Source organism: Micromonospora trifolii, from assembly GCF_022229005.1.
GTDB lineage: Bacteria > Actinomycetota > Actinomycetes > Mycobacteriales > Micromonosporaceae > Micromonospora > Micromonospora trifolii.
Window position 1 is genome coordinate 24,704 of the sequence record NZ_JAKKFD010000055.1, and the last position, 16,658, is coordinate 41,361.

14 protein-coding genes are annotated in these 16,658 nt (G+C 70.3%); 7 read left to right on the forward strand and 7 right to left on the reverse strand.

All coding sequences use genetic code 11. The features are described from left to right. Positions 1-131: 131 nt before the first annotated feature. Complete coding sequence (locus tag NIE79_RS28745; protein WP_443677170.1) at positions 132-3,014, forward strand: transglycosylase domain-containing protein; 2,883 nt, start codon at positions 132-134, stop codon at positions 3,012-3,014. A 126-nt stretch (positions 3,015-3,140) separates the two neighbouring features. Beyond that, entirely contained in the window at positions 3,141-4,643 is a 1,503-nt protein-coding gene (locus tag NIE79_RS28750) for a glycosyltransferase family 87 protein (protein WP_238681556.1), read from the forward strand. 88 nt (positions 4,644-4,731) lie between these two features. On the opposite strand, the gene NIE79_RS28755 is transcribed toward NIE79_RS28750, so the two are convergent. Together NIE79_RS28755 and NIE79_RS28760 are read right to left on the reverse strand one after the other, a co-directional pair. After that, positions 4,732-6,870 carry a hypothetical protein gene (locus tag NIE79_RS28755; protein WP_238681557.1) on the reverse strand — a complete coding sequence of 713 codons (2,139 nt, stop codon included), beginning with the start codon at positions 6,868-6,870 and terminating at the stop codon, positions 4,732-4,734. Continuing rightward, positions 6,867-7,658, reverse strand: a complete 792-nt coding sequence (locus tag NIE79_RS28760; RefSeq protein WP_238681558.1) for a deoxyribonuclease IV — start codon at positions 7,656-7,658, stop codon at positions 6,867-6,869. Before NIE79_RS28760 ends, NIE79_RS28755 begins: the two co-directional genes overlap by 4 nt. Before the next feature lie 628 nt (positions 7,659-8,286). On the opposite strand from NIE79_RS28760, the gene rpsF reads away from it, so the two are divergent. From rpsF to rplI, 4 genes are all read left to right on the forward strand, one after another. Further along, positions 8,287-8,577, forward strand: a complete 291-nt coding sequence (gene rpsF / locus NIE79_RS28765) for a 30S ribosomal protein S6 (RefSeq protein ID WP_036391391.1) — start codon at positions 8,287-8,289, stop codon at positions 8,575-8,577. An 81-nt stretch (positions 8,578-8,658) separates the two neighbouring features. Further along, the gene (locus NIE79_RS28770) at positions 8,659-9,195 is read left to right on the forward strand and encodes a single-stranded DNA-binding protein (RefSeq protein ID WP_181518404.1); all 537 of its coding nucleotides are present in this window, start codon (positions 8,659-8,661) and stop codon (positions 9,193-9,195) included. Continuing rightward, the gene (gene rpsR / locus NIE79_RS28775; RefSeq protein WP_051723758.1) at positions 9,195-9,476 is read left to right on the forward strand and encodes a 30S ribosomal protein S18; all 282 of its coding nucleotides are present in this window, start codon (positions 9,195-9,197) and stop codon (positions 9,474-9,476) included. The genes NIE79_RS28770 and rpsR overlap by 1 nt, the downstream gene beginning before the upstream one ends. Positions 9,477-9,490: 14 nt before the next feature. Further along, positions 9,491-9,937 carry a 50S ribosomal protein L9 gene (rplI, locus tag NIE79_RS28780; RefSeq protein ID WP_030487689.1) on the forward strand — a complete coding sequence of 149 codons (447 nt, stop codon included), beginning with the start codon at positions 9,491-9,493 and terminating at the stop codon, positions 9,935-9,937. A 128-nt stretch (positions 9,938-10,065) separates the two neighbouring features. On the opposite strand, the gene NIE79_RS28785 is transcribed toward rplI, so the two are convergent. Beyond that, a complete protein-coding gene (locus NIE79_RS28785; protein WP_238681559.1) occupies positions 10,066-11,619 on the reverse strand; it encodes a hypothetical protein in 1,554 nt (517 codons plus the stop codon). 396 nt (positions 11,620-12,015) lie between these two features. On the opposite strand from NIE79_RS28785, the gene dnaB reads away from it, so the two are divergent. Continuing rightward, positions 12,016-13,422 (forward strand): replicative DNA helicase, encoded by a 1,407-nt coding sequence (gene dnaB / locus NIE79_RS28790; protein WP_238681560.1) that lies wholly within the window; start codon positions 12,016-12,018, stop codon positions 13,420-13,422. 23 nt (positions 13,423-13,445) lie between these two features. Here dnaB and NIE79_RS28795 read toward each other — a convergent pair whose 3' ends face one another. From NIE79_RS28795 to NIE79_RS28810, 4 genes are all read right to left on the reverse strand, one after another. Further along, positions 13,446-14,123 (reverse strand): maleylpyruvate isomerase N-terminal domain-containing protein, encoded by a 678-nt coding sequence (locus NIE79_RS28795; RefSeq protein WP_238681561.1) that lies wholly within the window; start codon positions 14,121-14,123, stop codon positions 13,446-13,448. A gap of 91 nt (positions 14,124-14,214) precedes the next feature. Then, positions 14,215-14,598 carry a TFIIB-type zinc ribbon-containing protein gene (locus NIE79_RS28800; protein ID WP_238681562.1) on the reverse strand — a complete coding sequence of 128 codons (384 nt, stop codon included), beginning with the start codon at positions 14,596-14,598 and terminating at the stop codon, positions 14,215-14,217. Positions 14,599-14,620: 22 nt separating this feature from the next. After that, on the reverse strand, positions 14,621-15,253 hold the full coding sequence (locus NIE79_RS28805) for a phosphoribosyltransferase (RefSeq protein ID WP_238681563.1): 633 nt from the start codon (positions 15,251-15,253) through the stop codon (positions 14,621-14,623). A gap of 41 nt (positions 15,254-15,294) precedes the next feature. Further along, positions 15,295-16,644 (reverse strand): glycosyltransferase 87 family protein, encoded by a 1,350-nt coding sequence (locus NIE79_RS28810; protein ID WP_238681564.1) that lies wholly within the window; start codon positions 16,642-16,644, stop codon positions 15,295-15,297. Positions 16,645-16,658 lie beyond the last annotated feature (14 nt).

A 16,658-nucleotide genomic window follows, 5' to 3' on the forward strand; every position in this document is an offset into this window, starting at 1 on the left:
CGATTGGCCCGATTGATACGGCAATGACCCCGGTCGGCCGGCACCCCCATGCCGGCGCCCCGGGTGAAGCAACTCACGGCAACCCGGTGGCGGCGCAGTCGCGCCCCACCGCGACCGGCAGGGTGTGAGGAATGAACTCGTACGGCGATCCCAGTTCTGCGCGCGGACGGACCCAGTACTCGGGTCCGGACGGTGACCCCGGACCGGGCGCGGACGACGCGTACCGCCGACCCGGCGGTGACTCCGGCGGAGGCGGCTGGTCGGCCTCGGAGGCCAGCGCGGCAACCCCAGGGCGGGCCTCGGTGACGCCGAGGGCCGCCGGTGGTCGCGCCACTGTCGGCGGGTCCGCCTCGGTGCCGCCGCCCGGCGGCGCGGCCGCCGGGTCCGCCTCGGTGGGTTCGGCAGCTACCGGCCGACCCGGTCGAGCCTCCGTGCCGGTGTCACCGGCACCTGGTGTGGCCGCTGGCCGCGCTGGCGCCGGCCGGGCCTCGGTGCCCGTCTCCCCGGCACCGGCGGGGCGGGCCACTGTCGGTGCCGCCGCCGTCGGTGCGGCCTCGGTCGGCACCGCCTCGGCGGGCCGGGCCAGCGTCGGCTCCGCATCGGTCGGTGGTCGTGCGGCGGTTGCCCGGGCGAGCGTCTCACCGGTCTCCGGTGGGCCGGGCGGCCCTGGAGGTCCCGGTGGGCCGGGCGGTCCGGGCGGTCCCGGTCGGGGCGGCCGTGGAGCGGGTGACTCGGGCGCGGCGCGGGCCAAGAAGCGCAAGCGGATGAACCTGCTGATCGCCGGGTTCGCCGTCTTCATCATGCTCGCCGGCATCGGCGTGGTCGGGTTCACGTACTACTCGACAAACGTGGTCATGCCGAACGAGATGCCGCTGCCGCTGTCCACCACCGTGTACGCCAAGGACGGCAAGACGCAGCTCGCCAAGCTGGGCAGCGAGAACCGCAGCTTCGTGACCATCCAGCAGATTCCGCAGCACGTGCAGGACGCGGTCGCCGCCGCGGAGGACCGGAACTTCTACCGGCACTCCGGCGTCGACTACAAGGGCATCGTCCGGGCCGCGTGGAACAACGTCTCCAACGGCGACAAGCAGGGCGCCTCGACCATCACCCAGCAGTACGCCCGCAACGCGTTCGAGAACCTCAAGGACGACACGTACGGCCGGAAGGTGAAGGAGGCGATCCTCGCCTCCAAGCTGAACGACAAGTACGACAAGCCGACGATCATGCAGCACTACCTGAACGTCATCTACTTCGGTCGTGGCGCGTACGGCATCGAGGCGGCGGCGCAGACCTACTTCGGCAAGCCGGCAATCAAGCTCACCCCCGCCGAGGGCGCGGTGCTGGCCGCAGTGATCAAGCAGCCGCAGCCGAGCGAAACGCACAGGGGGTTCGACCCGGGGGTCAACCCGACCGATGCCAGGTCGCGGTGGGACTACGTGATCGGCGGCATGAAGAAGGAGGGTTGGTTGGACTCTCCCAACCACCCCGCGGCGCCCACCGAGTACCCCAAGGTGCTGCCGCTCAAGAAGGACGGCGTCGGCTTCGGTGTCGACAGTCCGCGCGGCAACGTCATCAACTACGTCCGTCAAGAGATGGACGAGATGAAGCTCTGCTCCGACAGCGGTGCGGAGGGCAAGACGAGCTGCGTCGACGCGCTGCGCGATGGCGGCTACCGGATCACCACCACCATCGACCCGAAGCTCCAGGCCGCCGCGGAGAACACCGCGATGCAGTCGAAGAAGGGCTCCGAGCTCAACGACCAGCCGAAGAACCTGATGGCGGCGGTGGTGTCGATCGACCCGAAGAAGGGTCGTGTGCTCGCCTACTACGGCGGTGACAGCGGCGCCGACTTCGACTACGCCGGCAAGAACATCGACAAGAACGGCGACCTGACCGGTGGGCACCAGCCGGGCTCGTCGATGAAGGTGTACACCCTGGCCGCCGCGATCGAGGCCGGCATCTCGGTCAAGTCGCACTGGGACCCCACGCCGTACAAGCCCGAGGGCTCCAGGGACACGATCGGTAACGCCAACCGCACCAACCTCAAGTGCGGCAAGTACTGCACCCTCGAGGAGTCGACGGTCCAGTCGTACAACGTTCCCTTCTACTGGGTCGCCGACACGATCGGCGCCGACAAGGTCGTCGACATGGCCCGGAAGGCCGGCGTGACCACCATGTGGGGCGTCGACCCGCCGCAGGCCTTCGACCTGTCGAAGAAGGGCGCGAAACCGTTCGACAACTACACCGGTTTCGGCAAGTACCCGATCACCGTGTTCGACCACGCCAATGCCCTGGCAACCTTCGCGAACGACGGCAAGTACATCAAGGCCCACTTCGTCGTCAAGATCGAGCAGCAGGACAAGGACACCGGCAAGTGGAAGGTGGTCGGCAGCGAGCGCATCAAGCCGGAGCAGCGGATCCCCAAGAAGGTCACTGACGAGGTCACCGGCGTCCTGAAGCAGATTCCCAAGCCGAATAACATCTCCCTGGAGGACGGCCGCCAGGCCGCCGCCAAGACCGGCACCTGGGAGTACGACAAGGACGACAACTCGCACGCCTGGACGGTCGGCTACACCCCGCAGATCGCCACAGCGGTGTGGGTGGGCAGTAGGGACCCGAAGAAGCCGGAGATCCGGCTCACCGGCGGTAAGGACATCGGCGGTTCGACGCTCCCCGGCCCGATCTGGGAGAAGTACATGAACACCGCCCTCAAGGGCCAGGAGGAGATCCCCCTGCCCAGCGTCACCGGCGAGGGTGACGTCACGAAGGGCAACGGCAAGGAGCCACCGCCGCCACCGCCGACCAACCCCGGGGGCCAGGGTCCTCTCTGTAACCCGCTGATCGATCTGCTCTGCAACCCCGGCGGCAACAACCCCGGCGGCAACCCTGGGGGCAATCCCGGCGGTAACCCCGGTGGCAACCCTGGCGGTAACCCCGGCGGTAACCCGGGCGGCGGCGGCACAGGCGGCGGTGGCGGCGGGCAGTTGCCCAGCCTGCCACCCAACCGGGACTGACCCGCACCACCGAACGACGCCGCCGCCGGCCGGACGACCTGTCCCGGCCGGCGGCGGCGTTTTCGTACCCGGAACTCAGTGCCGGGACGGGACGGGCACCCCTGTCGTACGGCAGGATGCCTCTTCATGAGCACCCAGTCGACGCCCGGCATCGACGACGCCGGAACCACCGATCACCCGTCCCGCTCCGACGGGTTCGTCCGCGGCATCTCCAGCGTCATCGGCGGGCCGCTGGGCGACCACGCGACAGCGCTGAACCGGCCGGCCGGTCGGGAGCGTCGCTTCTGGACCGCCGTACGGATCGTGCTGGCGATGGTGTGCCTCACGCTCGCGCTGCACTGGGTGCAGAAATCACCCTGCCAGGACGGCGCCTGGCAGAACAACGTCCAGTACACCCGGTTCTGCTACACCGACGTCCTCGCCCTCTACTACGCCGAAGGTCTCAACGAGGGCAAGGTGCCCTACCGCGACCACCCGGTCGAGTACCCGGTCCTGACCGGCTACTTCATGGGGGCGCTGGGCCTGCCGGTGCACGCCATCGGTGACGGCGACCCGAGCATCAACCAGGGCCAGTGGTTCTACAACCTCAACGCGCTGGTGCTGGGGGCGCTCGCGGTCGCCACTGTGGCGGTGATCCTGGCGTTGCGCCGCCGACGACCCTGGGACGCGGCGATGTTCGCACTCGCCCCGGCGTTGGTGCTCACCGCCACCGTCAACTGGGACCTGCTCGCCATCGGGCTGGCCGCCTTCGGCCTGCTGGCCTGGGCCCGAAAACGACCGGCGGTGGCCGGCGTGCTGCTCGGGTTGGCCGGCGCGGCGAAGCTCTGGCCACTCTTCCTGCTCGGGCCGATCCTCATCCTGGCGCTACGGGCCGACCGGGTACGTGCCGCGCTCGTCGCCATCGGGACGGCGATCGCGGCGGTGGTGCTGGTGAACCTGCCGGCCGCCCGCGCGTACCCGGAGAACTGGGACCGGTTCTTCGAGCTGAACACCACCCGGCCGATCGACTGGGGCACGCTCTGGTACATCGGGCGCTACCTGGACGGCAAGGTCGGCAACGACCCCGCCAACCTCGGCCCGTTCGAGTGGCTCAACGCCAACATCCCGACCCTCAACACCCTCTCGTACGCGCTGTTCGGGCTGGCCTGCCTCGGCATCGCCGTGCTGGCGCTGCGGGCGCCGCGCCGACCGCGGCTGGGTCAGCTCGCCTTCCTGGTGGTCGCCGCGTTCCTCATCTTCAGCAAGGTCTGGTCGCAGCAGTTCGTCCTCTGGCTGCTCCCGCTGGTGGTGCTGGCCCGCCCGAAGTGGGGCGCGTTCCTGGCCTGGCAGATCGCCGAGGTCTGCTACTTCGTCGCCTTCTACGGGGAGCTGCTCGGCGCGGCAACCAGCCGTCCGGTCTTCCCGGAGGGAGTGTTCGTGCTGGCCTCGACGCTGCGACTGGCCACTGTGGTGGTGCTCTGTGTCTTCGTCGTCAAGGAGATCCTGCACCCCGAGCAGGACGCGGTGCGGGCCACCTACCCGGACGACCCGGACGGTGGCGTCCTCGACGGCGCCCCGGACGCCCCCTGGATAGACCGCTGGCGACGCCCTGCGAGAAGCGAACCCTCCATGGAACCCATCGCCACCTGACCCAGGTCAGGGTTTTCGGGGGAGCACGCCCGGCGCAGGGATCAAGCCTGACCGCCCGGAGCCGGGCGGGCTCCCCGAAAACCCGCCCTTAGAGGCGGTAAACGACGGCCTCGCCGACCTCCTGCCGGCTGATGCCGAGCGACTCGACCGGGGCGTCGATGTTGATCTCCCATGGTGTGCCGGCCACCTGACCGCGCAGCAGCACCACAGTGCGGACGCCGAGCGTGCGCAGGTAGTCGACGCTCGTCTGGTCCGGGAACGACTGGCTCACCCGACGGACGTCGTCGAGCTGCCGCGGAGTGAAGCCGCTACCGCCGTTGACCACGTCGGGGAACCCGCTGGTCGACCAGAGCATGACGTGCTGGTCCAGGCTCTGATTGCTGGGCAGCACCAACAGCGGACCCTCCGCCGAACGCATCGCCGCCGGTTGGGTCGGCACCACGGGGTGCGGGGTGGTGTTCAGGCCCTCGACGGTGACCAACAGCAACGGCAGCAGAGTAGCCATCCGCAGCCACGGCCCCGGCCACGACGGAATCCGTTGCGCGGTCAACTCGCGGACCCGGTCGGTGAGCGCGGTGACCGCGCCCGCCGCGAGCAGGCCGAGCAACAACGTGGTCCAGAGCATCAACCGCCCGGGGGTACGAAGCCCACTCCAGCCCGGCAGGTGCTCGAAGAGCGGCACGTAGGTGAAGGTGCCGTCGAAGAAACGGGTGCCCATCGCGAAGGCCATCGTCAGCAGCACCCCGGCGAGCAGCAGCAGTCGGTGCCGCAGCCGCCAGACTGAGAAGAACAACCCGCCCGCGGCGAGCGCGTAGAGCACGAAGCCCGGCAGCAGGGTCATCTCCGGGTGCCACGGCAGTGCTTCCCGGGCACCTTCGTGCAGGCCACCCCAGATCCGCGACTCCCCGGGGGCCGTCACGAAGCCCGACGCCGGCGGCGAGAAGAGGCTGATGTCGCCGATGGTGCGCTCGGCGTACGGGTGCAGCTCGGTCACCTTGAAGAACGGGAACGCCATCAGCAGACCGACACCGGCGAACAACACCCCGCCGAGCACGTCGGCGGCGAACAACCGGCGACCGAACGGAACGGCCTGCCCGGTGCGTAGCCGCCGCGCGAGGAACAGGACGGCAGCGACCAGCACCACGCCGGCGAGGAAGTACGCGAATGGCAGACCGATGCCGAAGCCGAGGCTGAGTTGCCAGGCCGCCACCAGCCACCCGGCGTAGACCCAACCGTCATGCCGGCGCTCCGGCCGGTAGCCGTGTCGGAGGGACCACCCGTGCCCCCGCGCCAACATCGCCAGCGCCAGCGGAATGCCCCCGTTGGAGAGCACGTGCAGGTGCCCGGCCTGGGCCAGCAGCCACGGCGCGTAGGTGTAGCTCACCCCCGCGACTGCCGCACCGATCCGACCGGCCCCGAGCTGTCGGGCCAGCGCGTACGCCCCGAACGTGGCGAGCGCGTGCGCCAGCACGAACATGATGTTGTAGCGCAGCACGGCGTCCTCGGGACCGCTGCCGAGCATCCCGGCCGGGGCGTACCCGAGCAGCGTGTCGGAGAACGCGAAGCTCCACAGCTCGGGGAAGAACGTGTTGGACTGCCACAGCCGCGCCGGGTCGGCCAGCAGGATGTGCCCCGACCAGGCCATCTGCCAGGCCTGCAGGCTCGGGTCCCAGTAGTCCTGCGGGAGGGTGTAGCGCGGGTAGCGCAGCGTCGGCCAGGTCATCAACACGGCCAGCGCCAACGCGCCGAGGGCGGCCAGGGTCCACTCGTGGATCAGGAACCGACCGACCGGCCGGCCAGCCCGACTGAAGATGGAGGGCCGTGGCTCCGGTGCAGAGGCGAACGCCTCCCAACGCTCCGGGCCGACCGGCTTCACCTCGCTGTCGGCCTTGTCCGTACCGTCGGCGCCGTCCGCCTTCGCGCCCTTGGCCGGTTCGCCGTCCTTGGTCGGGTCGCCGTCCTTGACCGCGCCATCTACCGTGCCGCTGTCCTTGGCCGGGTCGCTGTCCTTGGGTGCGTCGGTGCCCTTGGCGGTGCTGTCGGTTCCGGTCGCTCCGCCGTCGCCAACTGGCGGCTCTGCCGCAGTGGTCTCGGCGGCGGGCTTGTCGGGCGTGCGAGCCGGCTGGGTGGGGGCACCGGCCGCGGCCGTGGTGGCGGGTTGACTCTCGGCGTCCGCGCCGGTGGAGGTGGGCCGAGCGTTGCCGGTCCCGGGCTGTCCGCTCGTCATGCCGCCGGGCTCTCCGCTCCGAGCTGCTCACGCAGAAAGTCGATGTCGGCGGCCTGGCCGGTCACACCGCCCGGTGTCTCGACGACCACCGGCGCGCCGGCCGCCCGGATCACCGCCACCACCAACTCCGGGTCGATCGTCCCGCCGCCCAGGTTGTCGTGTCGGTCCTGGCCGGAGTTGAACGCGCCCTTGGAGTTGTTGGCGTGCACCAGGTCGATCCGCCCGGTGATCGCCTTGACCCGGTCGACCAGGCCGAGCAGCTCCTCGCCACCCGCGTACGCGTGGCAGGTGTCCAGGCAGAAGCCGACCTCGTAGTCACCGATCGCGTCCCAGAGTCGGGCGAGCGCGTCCAGCCGTCGGGCACAGGCGTTGTCGCCGCCGGCGGTGTTCTCGATCAGGACCGGTACGCCGAAGCCGCCGGAGTCCGCCGCGTACGCGAAGGTCTTGCGCCAGTTGTCGAAGCCGACGGCCAGGTCGTCGCCGGCGTTGACGTGCCCACCGTGGACGATCAGGCCCTTGGCACCGATGGCGGTGGCCGCGCTGGCGTGCCCGAGCAGCAGCTTGCGGCTGGGGATTCGGATGCGGTTGTTGAGCGTGGCCACGTTGATGACGTACGGCGCGTGCACGTAGAGGTCGACCTCGGCAGCGCGCAGCCGCTCGGCATCTTCGCGAGGCTTGGGTGCCTTCCAACCCTGTGGGTCGGCGAGGAAGAACTGCACGGTGTCGGCGGACCGGGCGGCCGCCTCCGCCAGCGGGTCGGTCGAGTCGACGTGGGCTCCGATACGCATGCGAGCGAGCCTACGTCGCGCCCCCGACCGGCGGGGCGACGGCCGGGGCGGTGTCGCGTCACCGGAGGGACCGACGATCGTTGATGGGTTTGAACCGGAGACCAGCTTCCCGGTGCCCCAGCGGCGCGAGCGTCGCACACGGCGACCGGCGGTCGACGGCTGACAGCGAGGTCACCCCCGCAGCGCGGCCCGGCGCAGCGGGGGCGACCCCCTCGCACACCTGCTACCGAGCAACGACGAATCTCGGAAAATTGTGCTTTTCCCCCCGACAAGGTACGAGTGCTGTTGTATCGTCAGATAACAACACGATAAAGCTCCGCGGGGCGTCTTCGGTCCAACCTCATCGGTGTGGTCGTTCCTCCCCAGGTCCCACCCAAGGAATGCGGACCGGACGCCCCGCGGCCTCGTAGACGGGGGCCCACCACCGACCGATTGACGGTCGGACGGTGGGCCCCCGTCGGCACGTCCGGGTCCGGGCCCGACCACCCCGGGCATGATCGTTGGGACCGGGTATCCTGGTCAGGTTGTCCGCGTCCGGCCGGGTTCCCTCGGCGCGTGCGGGCAGCGACACAAGACCTCCTGCCACGGAAGGACCGTGGCCGCTTAGCCCACAGGAGGTGAGCACGTCTTGCGTCACTACGAACTAATGGTCATCCTCGACTCCAGCCTCGAGGAGCGCACCGTCGCACCGTCGCTCGACACGTACCTGAACGTGATTCGGACCGCGGGTGGCTCGGTTGAGAAGACCGACGTGTGGGGCCGCAGGCGCCTCGCGTACGAGATCAACAAGAAGGCCGAAGGCATCTACGCCGTCATCGACCTGCAGGCCACGCCTGCTGCGGTGGCTGAGCTGGACCGTCAGCTCCGGCTTAACGAGTCCGTGCTGCGCACCAAGGTCATCCGACCGGAAATGCGCTAGAGCATCCAAACCCCGGTTCGTCCGGATCAGCCTCCGCGACTCTGTCGTACGGCTCTGCGAGCCTGTACGACGAGACGTTGAGTGCGCGAGGAGATGGTCATGGCAGGAGACACCACCATCACGGTCATCGGCAATCTGACCGATGACCCCGAGTTGCGGTTCACCCCCTCCGGGGCTGCGGTCGCCAAGTTCCGAGTCGCTTCGACGCCCCGTTTCATGGACAAGGCGTCGAACGAATGGAAGGACGGCGAGCCGCTGTTCCTCGCATGCACCGTGTGGCGGCAGGCCGCCGAGCACGTCGCCGAGTCGCTGCAGCGTGGCGCCCGGGTGATCGTGTCGGGCCGGCTGCGTCAGCGGTCGTACGAGACCCGCGAGGGTGAGAAGCGCACTGTCATCGAGCTTGAGGTCGACGAGATCGGCCCGTCGCTGCGCTACGCCACGGCGAAGGTGCAGAAGATGTCCCGCTCCGGCGGTGGCGGCGGCGGCTTCGGTGGCGGCGGTGGCGGTGGCAACCAGGGCGGCGGCGGAGGCAACTTCGACGACCCCTGGGCTTCGGCTGCTCCTTCTCCCGCGCGTGCCGGTTCGGGCGCCAATTTTGACGAGGAGCCACCGTTCTAATGGCGCCTAGCGCTCGCGATCGCAAACCAGGAGCACGTGCAACGGCCAAGGCTGCGGCACTGCGCAAGCCGAAGAAGAAGGTGAACCCGCTCGACAAGGACGGGATCGCCTACATCGATTACAAGGACACCGCGCTGCTGCGCAAGTTCATCTCCGACCGCGGCAAGATCCGCGCTCGGCGGGTGACCGGCGTTACCTCGCAGCAGCAGCGGCAGATCGCTCGTGCGGTCAAGAACGCCCGTGAGATGGCACTCCTGCCGTACACGGCCACCACCCGCTGAGAGGAGGCACCGATATGAAGATCATCCTGACTCAGGAAGTGTCCGGCCTCGGTGCCCCGGGCGACATCGTCGAGGTCAAGAACGGCTACGGCCGTAACTACCTGCTGCCGCAGGGCTTCGCGATCGTCTGGACCAAGGGCGCGGAAAAGCAGGTCACGGTCATCAAGCGGGCCCGGGGGGCCCGCGAGATCCGCGACCTCGACCACGCCAACGAGGTCAAGGCTCAGCTCGAGGGTCTCAAGGTCAACCTGAAGGTCCGCGCCGGCGACGGTGGACGGCTCTTCGGCTCGGTCACTCCGGCCGAGATCGTCGACGCCGTCAAGGCCGCCAGCGGCCCGGTCCTCGATCGTCGCCGGCTGGAGGTGCCCGGTCACATCAAGTCGATCGGCGCCTACCCGGTGAAGATCAAGCTGCACCCTGAGGTGACCGCGTCGTTCAACCTGAACGTCGTTCAGGGCTGACGTCCGCAACACCACCACGAGGGCCCGCACCGAGCGATCGGTGCGGGCCCTCGTGCGTACGTCGTCTGATCCGGCACTGCCCGGGCCAGGCAAGGGCTCGCCCGCTCTGGCCCCGACCCGCCGACGGGTCAGCCGATGGGCTGGCCCGTCACCGCGCTGATCAGCACCGTGGAGAGACCGCCACCCACCACCGCGGCGGCAACCGCGATGGTCGCCGAGCGCCATGTCGTACCCACCCGGCGCAGCAGCGCCGCCACCACCAGACTGCTCACCAGCGCCAGACCGAAGCGCGGCGAACCGGCCAGCAGTGACTCCAGTGCACGGGACCGGGCGGACTCACACCCGCCCCCGCTGATGTCGGTCACACAACCAGCCGGCGCCTGGCTGTCCAACGTCAACAGCCAAACGAAGATCAGCATCGCCGGCACCAGGTAACAGGCCGCCGTGTACAGCAGAGGCCGGACGGACCCACCCGGATCCGGGTCCAGCAGGTCGTCCTCCAGACGCCGTGCCCAGGCACCCGTGGCCGCCGACTCGACCCGCCGACGTACCGACGCCGTTCCCACCGCCGGCCGATCTGCCCGACGCGTGGGCGTACCCGCACGAGGCGCACCAGCGCGCGGCGCAGGCGCGCTGCGCGGCCGTGGAGCCGTGTATCCCACCACCGGAGACCGGGGCGCCGACGTCGTCGGATCCATCCACCGCGGGTCGTCATCGGCCAACCGAGTGCCGGACCAGAACCCGTCTTCCCGGCCCGGCCACCCCTCGGCCGCCACCGAGCGATCGGAGCGCGGCGCCAGCGTACGGTCCCACTCGTCGTCCTCGATCGCGGACCGCTCCCACTGACCGGTGCGGTCCGACCGCTCCCAGCCACCGACGCTCTCCGCCGCCGACCACTGCCCGCTCAGGTCCCCGCCGTCCGCGCCGGCAGCCGGCGGCCACGCGTGCACGCCCGAGGCGTCCCACGGGTCCACAGCAGGCGGGTAGGACGGTTCGGGCTCCGCCGCCCGGTTCGGTCCGCGGGCCCACGGGTCGGCCGCCGGACGGGACCAGGAATCCTCCGCCGCACGTCGGCTACGCCGGCTGGGACGGCTCGGCTCCTCGTCCGGCACCTGCTCGCTCGGGGCGGACTCCGGCTCCCCGCCCGACCAGATCACCTGGGGACGGCCAACGGGCGCGCGGCGGGGACGCCGGTCCGAGACAGCGCCAGAGACCGGCTCGTCCTCCCCGGCCGCAGCCCGTCGGCGGCCGGCGTACCCCTGCTCCTGCGGCCGGTCGAGCGTCCACTCTCGGGTGTGGTCCGATTCTGGCGCCGGGCCGATCGCTGCCTGCTCTCGCCGACGAGCCTCGCCGCCCCGCCGCCGACCACCCGACGACTCGGCGGACCGGCGGCCTGCACCGGAGGTTGGCCGCTCGGCCTCGGCCTCGTCGTCGTCCGGCGCCGCGTGGCGACCACCGCCGTCCGCGTGCCGGACCCCTGACTCCAGCGCCCACCGGGGCAGGTAGGCGTCGACAGGCTCATCCTGGCCGCGGTCCAACGCACGCCGACGGCTGGAGGTGCGGTAGCGCCCGTCCTCGTCGTACGGATCAACCGGAACGGACGCCGCGCGCTCACCCCACGAGGCGGTTGGCTGGCGCTCGCGCGGGCTGCCATCGCCGCGTCCCCAGTCCCGGTAATTCACGGCCGGAGTGTGACCCTTCTGAACCGAAAGCGGAATCCGCTGTCCAGGTGTAGCCGTTCGCTGGAGATAGTACGGGACGATCGTGTCACAGGCCCGACCGAAATATTCTCCTCCACAGGCTGGGGAGTATGTCTTCGCAGGTCAGCGGCATATGGCCGAGAATTCCCCAATGGTTATCCACAGGCTGTGCACACGCTGCGCACATGCTGTCCACCGGCATCCACAGGTTGTCCCGAGGCTCGTCCACCGGCGTTGTTGAGTCTCTGACCTCGGGGTCCGTATGGTTGGCCCTCGACCGCCGGCGATGGCCCCCGATCGACCGGCCTGGTCGGAGGAGAAGTGTCGTACCCCAGCGGTAGAGCTGGGGTTGGATCCGGCGCAGTGGAGGGGGGACCCGTGTCGGTCACCGACGACATGCGGGCAGAGCCACGCTCCGGTGGAGGCCAGCCACCTGCGCAGCAGCGGGATGGCCACTTCGACAAGACCCCGCCCCAGGACGTCGCGGCCGAGCAGTGCGTCCTCGGCGGCATGCTGCTCTCCAAGGACGCCATCGCCGACGTCGTCGAGATCCTCAAGACCAACGACTTCTACCGGCCGGTGCACGCCACCATCTTCGACATCATCCTCGACATCTACGGCCGGGGTGAGCCGGCCGACTCGATCACTGTCGCGGCGGCGCTCGCCGACTCCGGGGATCTGGTACGCATCGGTGGCGCGCCGTACCTGCACACACTCATCGCCAGCGTGCCCACCGCCGCGAACGCCGCCTACTACGCCCGGATCGTCAGTGAGCGGGCGGTCCTGCGCCGGCTGGTGGAGGCCGGCACGAAGATCGTGCAGCTGGGCTACGGCACCGCCAGCGGCGGCAGCCGCGACGTGGACGATGTCGTCGACCTCGCCCAGCAGGCCGTGTACGACGTCACCGAACGGCGGGTCAGCGAGGACTTCGCGATCCTGGCGGACATGTTGCAGCCGACGCTGGACGAGATCGAGGCGGTGGGCGCGACCGGCGGCATGATGACCGGCGTCCCGACCGGCTTCAGCGACCTGGACCGACTGCTCAACGGCCTGCACGCCGGGCAATTGATCATCGTGGCTGGAAGACCTGGTCTCGGAAAATCAACGGCCAGCATGGATTTTGCCCGAAATGCTGCCATTCGCGCCAACCAGGCGGCTGCCATCTTCTCGCTGGAAATGAGCAAGGTCGAGATCGTCATGCGGCTGCTCTCCGCCGAGGCTCGGGTGCCGCTGCACGTGCTACGCAGCGGTCAGCTCTCCGACGACGACTGGACCAAGCTGGCCCGGTGCATGGGTGAGATCAGCGAGGCGCCGCTCTTCGTCGACGACACGCCGAGCATGAACCTGATGGAGATCCGGGCCAAGGCTCGACGGCTCAAGCAGCGGCACGACCTCAAGATGATCGTGGTCGACTATCTCCAGCTGATGACCTCGCCGAAGCGCACGGAGAGTCGTCAGCAGGAGGTCGCGGACCTGTCCCGTGGCCTCAAGCTGTTGGCCAAGGAGGTCGAGTGCCCGGTGATCGCGGTCAGTCAGCTGAACCGTGGCCCCGAGCAGCGCACCGACAAGCGACCCCAGCTGTCCGATCTGCGCGAATCTGGCTCAATTGAGCAAGACGCCGACGTTGTCATCCTTCTGCACCGCGACGACTACTACGACAAGGAGTCGCCGCGGGCCGGGGAGGCGGATTTTATTGTTGCCAAGCATCGAAATGGACCCACCGACACCGTGACCGTCGCGGCCCAGCTGCACCTGTCCCGCTTCGTCGACATGGCCATCGGCTGATCGACGCGACAACCTGTCGTCGGTCAGCCGAGCAGCGGGAACCAGCCCGCCGACTCACCCAGTTCCAGTCGGTCCCGGTCGGTCAGCGCGACGCGTCCGGTGGCCTTCAGCAGGAAGTCGTTGTCGTCCCAGGCGGTGGGTCGAACGGTGTCGTCACTGAGCAGGCCGTCCATCGTCGCTACCGCGACGTGTACCGCCAGTGGGCCGGGCGGGGGCGCGTCGGGCAGTTCCAGCGTCAGGTCCAGGTGGTGGACGGCGGCCTCGGTGGTCAGGGTGGCGAGGAAGTCCGGTACGCGCAGCACGTGTCCCTGGGTGGTCACGTACCCGTCGGGGTCGGCGGACGTGGCGGCGCGGACCGCCGCCGGCGCGGTGTCCCGCCAGAGCTCGGCGATCCCGGTCGGACGGTCGAAGGCGGCGGCCGATCGGCGGACCCACCAGGCGTGCCGGGCGGCCTCGTCGTCTCCGCCGGGGAAGTCACGCCAGTAGCTCACGTCGTCGACGTCGGCGGGGCCGTCGACGGGGCTGGCCAGGGTGACGAGTGCCCGTTGGGCGTCGCCGAGCACGTGCAGGAGCAGGTCGGCGATGAGCCAGCCCCGGCAGCGGGTGGCTCGTTGCAGGCCGGCGTCGTCCAGGCCATCGACCACGGCGGTGATCCCGTCGTACGCCTGGGCCAGCGCCTCGTCCGGTCGGATCGCGGTCATGCGATTCAGCCTCGCATGAAGCCTCGCGCCCGCCAACGATCAATGGCCCGGGCCGACGCGTGATCGACCCGGGCGGGAAGTCGGCCTGGGCTCAGCCGAACATGTCGTCGAGGAAGCCCTTGCGCTTCTTCTGCCGGTAGTGGCCGTGGTAGCCGTGGTGTTGCTGCTGCTGGTGGCCGTAGGCCGGCTGCTGCGGGTAGCCGTGGGCGGGCGGGGGCGGCGGCGGGACGGCGCCGTAACCGGGCTGGTGCGGCGGGGGCGGCGGGGGCGGGTAGCCGGCCGGCTGCTGCGCGGGCTGCCCTGGCGCGCCGCCGGCCTGTTGGCGGCTCCAGTTGGCCTCCGCCTCGAACAGCTTCTCCAACTCGCCGCGGTCCAGGAAGATGCCTCGGCACTCCCCGCACTGGTCGATGACGACGCCGCTGCGCTCGTACTGGCGCATTTCTCCGTGACACTTGGGACAGGTGAGGCTACTCATCGCCCGACGGTACCCGGTGTTTCTATGCAGTTGCTGTGAGCGCCTCGGTGACTTCTTCGTCGGACACTTCATGAAAATCGTCGTAGTAGACGCTGACGGCGCCGAAGTCCGCCGGGCGTTGGGCGCAGATGACCTGGTCGGCCTCGGCGGCAAGCAGTTCGTACGCCTCCTGTGCGCCGACCGGGACCGCGACCACGACCCGGTGTGCCCCGAGTTGGCGGACGACCTCGACGGCGACGCGGGCGGTTGCGCCGGTGGCGAGGCCGTCGTCGACGATCACGGCCGTCCGTCCGGTGAGGTCGATCTGTGGGCGGTCGCCCCGGTAGAGCCGTTCCCGGCGTTCCAGTTCGGCCTGCTCCCGGTGACGGACCTCGGCGATGTCGTCGCTGCTGAGTCGGCTGGCCACCGCGTCGTTGAGGACCTGGACACCGCCCGGCCCGAGTGCGCCGAAGGCGACCTCCCGGGCCCAGGGCATGCCGAGCTTGCGGACGACCAGCACGTCCAGTGGTGCGCCGAGCCGTTCGGCAACGACCCGGGCGACCGGCACGCCGCCACGGACGAGGCCGAGGACGACGACGTCCGGTTCGCCGATGAGCGCGGTGAGGCGTTCGGAGAGCACCCGGCCGGCGTCGGCCCGGTCGCGGTAGGTGGTCATGCCTTCAGGTCTACGCCCTGACGCGCCGTTCCGCTCGGGAGTTACGCCGAAGTGGTCCGACCGGACCGCTCACCGGCAACCGCTGCGGTCGGTGTGTCGACGGGACGGTGCAGGGCGGGGGCCCAGGTCAGCAGGGCCAGCGGGTACAGCAGGTAGCCGAAGCGGGTCGAGGGCATCAGGGCGATGGCGGCGAGCAGCCCGTACCCGCAGATGAGCGCGGTGGCGACGGCGGTGCGGGGCGGGCGGCGGGCGAGCCGGACGGCGATGGCCACTCCGGCGGCGACCAGCAGCGCGGCGGCGATCAGCCGGCCGGCGGGTAACGCGTTGGCGATCAGGTAGCCGGGGAACGGGGACTGGGCGGGGCTGGTGACCAGCCCGTGGCCGAGGGGGAAGCGCAGCACGTTCTCGGTGAGGGCGTCGCGGTCCACCAGCAGCGCCGGCAGTAGCGCGGCGATGGGCAGGCCGATGGCGCCGACGGCGACCCGGGTGCCGGCGCGTCGGGTCAGGCCCCAGACGATCAGAACCAGGGCGACCGGCCAGGCGAACAGCTTCAGCGCGCCGGCGAGCCCGACGGCGAGGCCGGCCCGGCCGGGTCGGTCGGCGGCGGCGAACGCGAGGGCCAGCAGGCAGAGCGCGAGTACGGGTAGGTCGTCGCCGCCGGTGGCGAGGGTGAGGGCACAGATCGGCAGTACGGTGGCGGCCTGCACGCCGCGTAGCAGGGCGTCGTCCCGTCGGTGGGTAGCGGCGGTGGTGGCCTGGCCGGTGGTGGCCGGTGTTCTGCGCAGGGCGGCCACGGCCAGGGCGAGCGCCAGCGCGGTGCCCACCGCGAACCAGACCCGGGAGTCGGTCCACCAGGTGTCGAGCAGTGCTCTGGGCAGGCCGAACATCGCCATGCCGGGCTGGTACGGGGTGTAGCCCATCAGTTGCTCGCCGGGTGGCAGGGCGGCGATGGCGTCGGGCCCGAGGTAGGGCGTGCCGTGTTCCAGCAGGCGGCTGCCGGCGTGCTCCACGACCAGCACCTCCTCCTGGGCCCGGTCGGTGCGCCCACCGGCCCGGTCGATGCTCTGCCAGGCCAGGGGCAGCAGTGTGGTGGCCGTCCAGGCGAGACCGGTGACCACCCAGCGGGCGGACAGACCGGTCAGCCGGGAGGTTGGGGAGCGTCGACGCAGCAGAAGTTGGGCGATCACCGTCAGCGTTGCGAGCAGGTAGCCGACGGCGGCGACCGCGCCCCAGGCGCGGTGCGGCAGCAGGGTGGACGTGACCGCGGTGATCGCGGCGAAGGTGGCCGACACGGCGTAGAGGCCCAGGTCGAGGGCGAGTCCGCCAGCGGCGTTGTCGAGCGTCCGCCAGTGCCAGCGACGGCGGTGGGCGGTCGGGTCGTCAACGATCACGCGCGACAGTCTGG